We start from the raw sequence: 417 nt of genomic DNA on the forward strand, positions 1-417 counted from the left end.
GGGTGATTGTGGACCGGTCGACACCAAACCAGCAGGCCAGCACGTCGTGAGTGGCACCGTGGCGAAGGTGGACGAGCGTGGCCAGGAGCCGGTCGACAACGCCGCCACCTGGGTCGGCACCAAGCTCCGCTGGAATCTCGCCGCCGACGACGCCGAACGCCAGGCCCTCCTCGGCCTCGCCGAAGGCTGCCCCACCACCACCGTCGTGTACGAGATCGCCCCATAACCACACCCGGCAATAGGCGGTGGCGACGGCCAGGGCCCGGGACGCAGCCCGGCGCCCGGCGGGAACGGCTGCCTATTCTGCGGCGAGGGCCTTCAGGTAGGAGGCCGCGGCGTGGACCTCGCCGAACCTCGGGAAGATCCTGCCTACGGCGAACGCGTGCTCGTCCGCCGCGAAGGCGGACATCGCGTCCT

At 70.7% G+C, this 417-nt stretch carries 2 protein-coding genes; one reads left to right on the forward strand and one right to left on the reverse strand.

Annotated features, from left to right (window positions below; all coding sequences use genetic code 11):
- Nucleotides 1-85, reverse strand: an 85-nt coding sequence (locus IH80_RS43425) for a transposase family protein (RefSeq protein ID WP_420708924.1), incomplete at its 3' end; no start/stop codon positions are given.
- Here IH80_RS43425 and IH80_RS0138500 point away from each other — a divergent pair.
- On the forward strand, nucleotides 47-226 hold the full coding sequence (locus IH80_RS0138500) for a hypothetical protein (RefSeq protein WP_030966577.1): 180 nt from the start codon (nucleotides 47-49) through the stop codon (nucleotides 224-226). The two genes, IH80_RS43425 and IH80_RS0138500, sit on opposite strands and share 39 nt — an antisense overlap.
- The last annotated feature ends 191 nt before the right edge of the window (nucleotides 227-417 follow it).

The sequence above is a fragment of the Streptomyces sp. NRRL S-378 genome, from assembly GCF_000720645.1.
Taxonomy (GTDB): domain Bacteria; phylum Actinomycetota; class Actinomycetes; order Streptomycetales; family Streptomycetaceae; genus Streptomyces.